The organism is Streptomyces sp. NPDC006997 (assembly GCF_040635175.1).
Lineage (GTDB): Bacteria > Actinomycetota > Actinomycetes > Streptomycetales > Streptomycetaceae > Streptomyces.
Window position 1 is genome coordinate 1 of the sequence record NZ_JBEYHH010000078.1, and the last position, 8,114, is coordinate 8,114.

At 72.5% G+C, this 8,114-nt stretch carries 8 protein-coding genes; 6 read left to right on the top strand and 2 right to left on the bottom strand.

Annotated elements, in window-relative coordinates:
* Positions 1-132: 132 nt before the first annotated feature.
* The gene (locus tag ABZ659_RS35435) at positions 133-558 is read right to left on the bottom strand and encodes an ATP-binding protein (protein WP_360228998.1); all 426 of its coding nucleotides are present in this window, start codon (positions 556-558) and stop codon (positions 133-135) included.
* Between the two features lie 204 nt (positions 559-762).
* Here ABZ659_RS35435 and ABZ659_RS35440 point away from each other — a divergent pair, with 204 nt between their 5' ends.
* Together ABZ659_RS35440 and ABZ659_RS35445 are read left to right on the top strand one after the other, a co-directional pair.
* Positions 763-1,617, top strand: a complete 855-nt coding sequence (locus ABZ659_RS35440; RefSeq protein WP_360229000.1) for a Scr1 family TA system antitoxin-like transcriptional regulator — start codon at positions 763-765, stop codon at positions 1,615-1,617.
* A gap of 12 nt (positions 1,618-1,629) precedes the next feature.
* Positions 1,630-1,821 (top strand): DUF397 domain-containing protein, encoded by a 192-nt coding sequence (locus ABZ659_RS35445; RefSeq protein WP_360229002.1) that lies wholly within the window; start codon positions 1,630-1,632, stop codon positions 1,819-1,821.
* On the opposite strand, the gene ABZ659_RS35450 is transcribed toward ABZ659_RS35445, so the two are convergent.
* Entirely contained in the window at positions 1,808-2,632 is an 825-nt protein-coding gene (locus tag ABZ659_RS35450) for an endonuclease/exonuclease/phosphatase family protein (protein ID WP_360229005.1), read from the bottom strand. The genes ABZ659_RS35445 and ABZ659_RS35450 overlap by 14 nt on opposite strands.
* A 79-nt stretch (positions 2,633-2,711) precedes the next feature.
* On the opposite strand from ABZ659_RS35450, the gene ABZ659_RS35455 reads away from it, so the two are divergent.
* The 4 genes from ABZ659_RS35455 (at position 2,712) to ABZ659_RS35470 (ending at position 7,922) form a co-directional block, all read left to right on the top strand.
* On the top strand, positions 2,712-3,119 hold the full coding sequence (locus ABZ659_RS35455; protein ID WP_360229008.1) for a nitroreductase/quinone reductase family protein: 408 nt from the start codon (positions 2,712-2,714) through the stop codon (positions 3,117-3,119).
* A 331-nt stretch (positions 3,120-3,450) separates the two neighbouring features.
* Positions 3,451-6,432: a BTAD domain-containing putative transcriptional regulator gene (locus ABZ659_RS35460; protein ID WP_360229011.1), complete on the top strand. Its 2,982-nt coding sequence runs from the start codon at positions 3,451-3,453 to the stop codon at positions 6,430-6,432.
* 195 nt (positions 6,433-6,627) lie between these two features.
* A complete protein-coding gene (locus ABZ659_RS35465; RefSeq protein WP_360229014.1) occupies positions 6,628-6,789 on the top strand; it encodes a hypothetical protein in 162 nt (53 codons plus the stop codon).
* A gap of 128 nt (positions 6,790-6,917) precedes the next feature.
* Positions 6,918-7,922, top strand: a complete 1,005-nt coding sequence (locus ABZ659_RS35470) for a hypothetical protein (protein WP_360229017.1) — start codon at positions 6,918-6,920, stop codon at positions 7,920-7,922.
* The last annotated feature ends 192 nt before the right edge of the window (positions 7,923-8,114 follow it).

An 8,114-nucleotide genomic window follows, 5' to 3' on the forward strand; every position in this document is an offset into this window, starting at 1 on the left:
GCAGGCCGATCGGCGCAGCCGACGCGGAGCGACAGCGCAGCGCCCTTGAGGCCGGGACGCGGAAGCACGACCCTGACAAAGAAGCGGGCGGCCCCACGGTGCCTCCTTCAACAGGCGTCGGCTGTATGCCCCCTACCTCCCGCACTCCGCCCACAGCAGCTTGCCGCCTTCGGAGGTGCCCAGGCCGTGCAGTACCGAAGCGCCCCACGTGTCCGCGCAGGACTGGAGGAGGGGGATGCCCCGGCCGTGCTCGGCGTCCGGGGGCGGGGCGGGGGTGTGGGCGTCCAAGAAGCGGGGTGGGATATGGGGGTCCGTGTCCCAGACGCCTACGCGGAGGCGGCCGGGCTCCGCTGAGCGGAGGCGGAGGGCGTACGGGCCCTTGGTGTGGGAGTGGGAGTTGGCCAACAGCTCCGCCGCGAGCAGTTCTGCCGTGGGGGCGAGGTCGGGCAGCTCGTGTGCGGCGAGAATCAGCCTCAGGGTGGCACGGGCGATACCCGGTGCGCGTGGATCGTGCGGAAGATGAAGGGTGTACTTCCACGACGGGGATACGGTGACCATCGGAAGTCTCCGCTCGCTGAAGGGGTGTTGGACAGGTGCCTGGTGTCTCCGCCGTGGCGTCCCACGGTGCGCTTCCAGGCGAGGCGCCTGACGAAGACGATAGGGCGACCGCAAAGGTCCTTTGCGTGATTTCGAAGGATCTCAGTCCTATCTCCCTCGTGTGAGTGACACGCCCCCGTGAGGACCCGGCAGGAGGAGGTTCTGATGGCATCAAGGCCCGCGCCCACGGCCCGGCGTGTCCGACTCGCCGCTGAACTGCGCAAACTACGTGAGCGAGCTGGGCTGACCTCGACCGACGCCGCGCAGATGCTCGGCACTAGCTCCGGTCAACTGAGCAATGTTGAGTCGGCGAGGTTCGGGGTGAGCCCCGACCGCGTCCGGGCGATGGCCAACCTCTACTCCTGCACCAACCAGCCGTACGTGGACGCCTTGGTGGGCATGGCGGGCGAGAAGTCGCGCGGCTGGTGGTGGGAGACGTACCGAGAGGTACTGCCCGCCGGGTTGCTCACCCTCGCCGAACTGGAACACCATGCGACGGCCATCCGTACGGCCTTCACTTCCCACATCCCGGGGATGCTCCAGACGGCCGACCACGCCAGGGAGATCTTCCGGCAGGCGATCCCGACCCCCACACCACCAGAGGTGGAGCACCGGGTGTCGCACCGCATCAAGCGTCAGGACGTGGTGTTCCGGGAGGGCGCGAACCCGTACAGCACCGTCATCCATGAGGCCGCCCTGCACATGCGAGTCGGTGGTCGGCGGGTGGCCCGTGGGCAGCTTCGGCACCTGATCGAGATGAGCGAGTGGAAGCACGTCACCCTGCGTGTACTCCCCTTCGAGGTCGGGGCGTTCCCCGGGTCAGGTCAGTCGATCAACTACCTGTGCGGCCCCGTGCCGGAGCTGGACACCGTCCAACTAGACCAGTTTCACGGGCCCGTGCTGCTCGACGCCGAGGCTCATCTGGAGAAGTACCGACGTCTCTTGGACGTCGTGGAAGCAGCCGCGCTCAGCCCGGAGAAGTCACGCAAGCTGATCCACACCATCGCCGAGAGCCTGTAGGAGAAGCCGAACATGCCCCAATACCGCTGGCGGAAGTCCACGTACTGCCAAGAGGGCGAGGCGTGCGTCCACATATCCACAACCCCCACCGCCATCCACCTCACCGACCGCCCCGAACCACCCCACCCCGTCCTCACCCTCACCCCCGCCGCCTTCCGCGTCCTCCTCCACGCCCTCAAAGCGCGCCAGCTCACCCCTCGTTGACCCCGCCCCCCGCCAACTCGGTCACCACCGCCGCGTGATCCGAAGGCCAGACCCCGTCCACGGGACCGTCGCACGCGCGTCGTACCGTGCGGACGTGGCCGAGGCCTGCGGGGCCCGGTGGGGCGACGTGGATGTAGTCGATCCGGACGCTGGGGCCGTGGGTCGCGGCGACGTAGGGGTTGGCCATGTCCCAGGTGGCGGAGGGGGCCGTCGGGTCGGCGTACTCCCAGGTGTCCAGGAAGACCTGGCCGGGGACGGCCGGCGCTGTCCGCAGGCCGTTGAAGGCGCGGACCTCGTCGGAGTCGGGCCAGGCGTTGAAGTCGCCGGTGATGACGGGCGGGAAAGGCGTGTCGCCACGGTGCTCGGCGACGAAGTGGGCCAACGCCGCCACCTGCTCGCACCGGACCGCCGACGCGTGCGCCGCCGACGTCAGGTGGACGGTGAAGAAGGGGACGTCCGCTCCGGGGGCCGCGAGTCGGGCGTACAGGGCGAGGCGGCCGTCGTCGAGGGGCGCCGGGGCGGGCAGGGGCAGGACCGCCTGTTCCAGTACCGGCCAGCGGCTCAGGACCGCGTTGCCCACGTCCACCGACGGGTCGCCGATCCGCCGCCGCCACCGCTCGGGCTTCCCGGACGCGGCCCAGGTCCAGTACATGCCGAGTTCCCCGGCCAGCCACTCCGCGAGGTTCTCCCCACCGGCCGCCCACACCTCCTGGAGGCCGACCACGTCGGGGCGTTCCTCCCGCAGCGCCGTCAGGATGGCCTTCTGCCGTGCCTCCCACGGGCCGAACCGCCACCACAGATTCCAGGTCATCACCCGCACCGCAGCCACCTGCTTCCCTCAGCGTGCGCAGGGGACCATTGAAGCAACACCGACAGGAGCGCCGTACGCCATGAGCCGACTCGCCGAACTCCGTTTCCGGGCCACCACCGCCTTCCAGCGGCACGTCGTCAACCCCCTCGCACGCCGCCTTCCCGGGCACACGCTCATCGAGACCACGGGGCGGGTCTCCGGGGTACCCCGCCGTACCCCGGTCGGTGGGCGGCGGGTCGGGGGCTCCTTCTGGCTGGTGTCGGAGTTCGGGCGGCGGTCGCAGTACGTCCGCAACATCGAGGCCGATCCCCGGGTACGGGTGCGGCTCCACGGACGCTGGCACACCGGCACCGCCCACCCGCTCCCCGACGACGACCCCGTGGCCCGGATGCGGGGCCTGCCGCGGTTCAACAGCGCCGCCGTCCGGGCGCTGGGGACCGACCTGCTCACCGTCCGCGTGGACCTGGATCCGGACGACGGCTCCTAGACGTGCGGGGGCTCCACGGTGTGGTCGTCGACCGAGATGACGGAAGGGAGGGGGAGGGAGGGGAGGGAGGGGGAGAGGGGCAGGGAGGGAGGGGGTGGGGTCGGCGGTGACGTGTGGGTGTTGGCGTCCAGGGGGCGCGGTAGCGCTGAACTGACGGACCATCAGGTACGGTCGGGGGCGGACGCGTGCGAGGTGTGCCCCTGTGTGTTCGTCCCGTGTACTCCTTGTGAACCCCCTCGCATCGCCTGTGATCGCCATCTCCCCCGGCTGACGCATTCGGCATCCACAAGGCAAACTGACCTAGTTGTTGGGGATGTCTAGGGGGACGGGCATGGACGGAGTACCGCGCGCACCGCGTACGTCGGACGTACCGCGGGTGCCGGAGCAGCGGCGTCCGGACGAGTCGGCGGAGCCACCCGCGACCCTGCGCTTCAGCGTCCTCGGCCCGGTGCGCGCCCGCCGCGGCGACGAGACGCTGGCCACCGGCTCGCCCCAGCAGCGCGCCCTGCTGGCCGCGCTGCTGCTGCGCGAGGGCCGCACCGCGACCGCCGCCGAACTCATCGACGCCCTGTGGGGCGAGGAACCGCCCTCCCAGGCCCTGGCAGCCCTGCGCACCTACGCCTCCCGGCTGCGGAAGGTGCTCGACGCCGGGGTGCTGGTCAGCGAGTCCGGCGGGTACGCCGTACGCGGGCTGCCCCGGGGGGCGCTGGACCTCGCCGAGGCGCGGGACCTCGCGGCGGAGGCGGAGAAGGCCCGCGCCGCCGGTGACCTGTGCCACGCCCGCGACCTGCTCGGACGCGCGCTGGCACGTTGGGACGGGGAGGCGCTGGCGGGCGTCCCCGGCCCGTACGCGGAGGCCCAGCGGGTCCGCCTGGAGGAGTGGCGCCTCCAGCTCCTCGAAACCCGGCTCGACATGGACCTGGAGCAGGGCTGCCACGCCGAGGCCGTCTCCGAACTGACCGCCCTCACCGCCGCGCACCCCCTGCGGGAGCGGCTGCGGGAACTGCTGATGCTCGCCCTGTACCGCAGCGGACGCCAGGCGGAGGCGCTGGCGGTGTACGCCGACACCCGCCGCCTCCTCGCGGACGAACTGGGTGTCGACCCGCGCCCCGGCCTGCGCGACCTCCAGCAGCGCATCCTCCAGGCCGACCCGGGCCTGGCCGAGCCGTCCGCCCCGGTCGCCGAACCCCCGGCGGTCCCCCTCCGCCCGGCCCAGCTCCCCGCATCCGTCCCCGACTTCACGGGCCGCGCGTCCTTCGTCGCCGAGCTGACCGAGGTGCTGGCGTCGGCGGAGGGCCGGGTGATGGCCGTATCGGCGTTGGCGGGCATCGGCGGCGTGGGCAAGACGACGCTGGCCGTGCACGTCGCCCACGGGGCGCGGCCGTCCTTCCCCGACGGCCAGCTCTACGTCGACCTCCAGGGGGCGGGCCCGCGGGCGGCGGAGCCGGTGACGGTCCTGGGCGCCTTCCTGCGCGCCCTCGGCACGGCGGACTCCGCGATCCCGGACTCGCTGGAGGAGCGGGCCGCCCTGTACCGGTCGGTCCTCTCCGGGCGCCGGATCCTCGTGCTGCTGGACAACGCCCGCGACGCCGCGCAGGTACGGCCCCTGCTGCCCGGCACGGAGGGCTGCGCGGCCCTCGTCACCTCCCGGGTGCGGATGGTCGACCTCGCGGGCGCGCACCTGGTCGACCTGGACGTGATGTCGCCGGAGGAGGCACTCGCGCTCTTCACCAAGATCGTCGGCGTGGAGCGGGTCGCGTCGGAGCGGAAAGCGGCCCTGGACGTGGTGGCGGCCTGCGGCTTTCTGCCCCTCGCCATCCGCATCGCCGCGTCCCGCCTCGCCGCGCGCCGCACCTGGACGGTCTCCGTCCTCGCGGCCAAGCTCGCGGACGAACGCGGCCGCCTCGACGAACTCCAGGCGGGCGACCTGGCCGTGAAGGCCACCTTCGAACTCGGCTACGGCGCCCTCGACGCCGCCCAGGCCCGCGCCTTCCGCCTCCTCGGCCTGGCCGACGGCCCCGACATCTCCCTCCCGGCGGCAGCGGCGGTCCTCGACCTGCCGGCGGAGGACGCCGAGGACATCCTCGAATCCCTCGTCGACACCAGCCTCCTCGAATCCGCCGCCCCCGGCCGCTACCGCTTCCACGACCTCGTCCGCCTCTACGCCCGCTCCTGCGCCGAACGCGACGAACAGCCCCCGACCGGACGGGAGGCGGCCCTCTCCCGCCTGCTGGACTTCTACCTGGCGACCGCGTCCCGGGTCTACGCCATCGAACGCCCCGGCGACCGCCTGGTGGACCACCTCGCACCAACGGCCAGCCCGGGCCTGGCCTTCCCCGACCGCGGCGCGGCCCGCGACTGGCTCTATACGGAGGCCAACTGCCTGCTGGCCTGCGTCCACCAGTCCCTCGACGGCGACAGGCTACCCAAGGCCGTCGACCTCCTCTGGGCCGCCAAGGACCTCGCGGAGTCCGGGGCGAACGCCCGTGACTACGGCGCCAACGCGACCACGGCCCGCGACGCCGCCACCGCCGCGGGCGACCCGCGCGCCGAAGCGCGGGCCCGCACCACCCTGACGGAGGCGCACCTGGCCGCGGGCCGCTTCGACCGGGCCGCCGAGGAGGCCGAGCGGGCCAGCGCGCTGGTCCACGAGACCAACGACCCCGCTCTGAACTGCTGGGTGCCGAACCACCGGGGCGTCATCGCCGTCTACCGCAACCGGCACCATGAGGGCGCGACGTTCCTCCAGGAGGCCATCACCAACTTCCGCGCCGACCGCAACCTGGCCGGAGAGGCGAGCGCCCTGTGCAACCTGTCCCGGGCCCACCTGGCGATGGGCCGGACCGACAGCGCCGTCGCACTGGCACGGCAGGGCATCGGCATCTACGACCGCCTCGGGCACACCCTGCGCGGAGCCAACGGACGGTACGCGCTCGGGCTGGCGCTCGCGCAGGCGGGCGACCTCGACCAGGCCGCCAGTCAGCTGACCGAGGCGCTCGACGTCTTCCGGGACAGCCGCCAACGGCTCTGGGAGGGCATGACCACCTTCCGCATCGCCGAGGTGCGCCTCGCGGCGGGGAGCCCCGCACGGGCCGCCGCACTCGCCGAACAGTCACTCGCCGTACTGCGGGGGATCGGCGGCGAGTGGCGCCGCGGGAACGTGCTGACCGTGCTGGGACGCGCTCTCGGGGAGATCGGGCAGACCGGCCGCTCCCAGGCGTGTCTGCGCGAGGCGCTCTCCATCTACGAGGAACTGGGGTCGGCGGAAGCCGCGGAGGTGCGCGCTCTCCTCGTCCCGCTCGCCGTCGTCTGACCGGAGGGTCCGGTCGTTCATCGTTCGTTTATCGCGCTCCGCCACTCTGAGTCTGTCGATCCGTCGCGTCGGGGGGCAGACGGTTCGTCGGTGCGGCCCGCCCCATAGGGTGAACGGTTCCGCACAGTCCGCCCGGCGACCCTCGGGGGAGTCGCCGGGCGGCCTTCGTACCTGCGTTCTCTGGAGTTGAACACCATGGCTGAGCAGAACAAGTCCGACGGCACCATCAAGCCGCTCGACACCCACATCACCAGTGCCGAGGCGGGGGAGATCAAGCCTCTCGACACGCACATCACCGACGCCGAGACGGGCGAGGCCAAGCCTCTCGACACGCACATCACCGACGAGGAGGTCTGACCCGACCCCACCCTCGGGGAGACCGGCCGCAGCGGCACGGAGGGGGAGCCGCTGCGGCCGCTATCCACCGACGAGAAGTTATCCACAGGCCTGAGCGGCCTCCCGTCCACCTCCGGCAACCTGGGGTGGTGAAAGCCGGGGAGCGGGAGCGGGAGCGGGAGCGGGAGCGGGGCAAACGAGCCGACGTGGCGACACCGACCACGTCGGCCGCGCGGTTACCCCCCTTGGCCTCTCTCACCAAGGGCGGCGTGCTGCTGACCTCCGCTCCTCTGCGGGCCGGTTGGCCCCGCAGCACCCTCACCCGCACCCTGCGCGCCGAGGGTTGGACGTCCCTCCGCAACGGCGCCTGGGCGGAACCCGGCCACACCCCCGACCTCGTCACCCGCCTCCACACCGAGCAGCTCATCGAGCCCCGCCTCATCGTGAGCCACCGCTCGGCGGCAGCACTCTGGCTGATCGAGACACTCACGCCCCGCTCAACCCCGCCCCTCGACTTCATCGACCCCCGCCTCGGCCACCGCCCCAAGGTGAGAGGCGTCAAAGTCCACCGGCTCCCTCTCCTCCCCCAGGACGTCACGGAACGCCGTGGCCTCCGCGTCACGACCCCGGCCCGCACCCTCGCCGACCTCCTGCGCACCGGCCCCCGCGACGCAGCCCTCGTCGCCGTGGACTCCGCCCTCACCCGACGCAGAGTCGGCAGCGTCCGACGCGCTCCCCTCACGACCCACCCCGCGCTCACCGCCGCCCTCGACACCGACGCCCGAGGGACGGTTCGAGCACGCACGTGGCTGGCCCTGGCCGACCCGGGCGCAGGCTCCCCGGCGGAAACCATCGCCCGCCTACGCATGTACGACGCCGACCTGCACCCCGAATCCCAGGCCGAACTACGCACCCCCGACGGTCGGCGCCGCTTCCTGGACTTCCTCTTCCGGGCGGAGGGCCTGGGCGTGGAGATCGAGGGCTACGCCTACCACGGCACCCGCGCCGCCCACCGCGACGACGTGGCCCGCTTCAACCAGCTCCAACAGTGCCCCGAGGTACGCACCCTCCTCCGCTTCACCGCCGAGGACGTCTTCCACCGCCCCGCCCAGATAATCGCCCAGATCGACAGCGCGCTGAGGAGGACCAGGTGACCGGCGCTTGGGGGAGGGGGCGGCACGCAGGCAACGCCTGCCGGGTTGGTTGCCGTGGGGGCCGCCCGCTTCTTTTGCCAGGGTCGTGCTTCCGCGTCCCGGCCTCAAGGGCGCTCCGCTGTCGCTCCGCGTCGGCTACGCCGATCGGCCTGCGGCCGACCCTTGACCCCGGGCCGCTCCAGCACGGGTGAG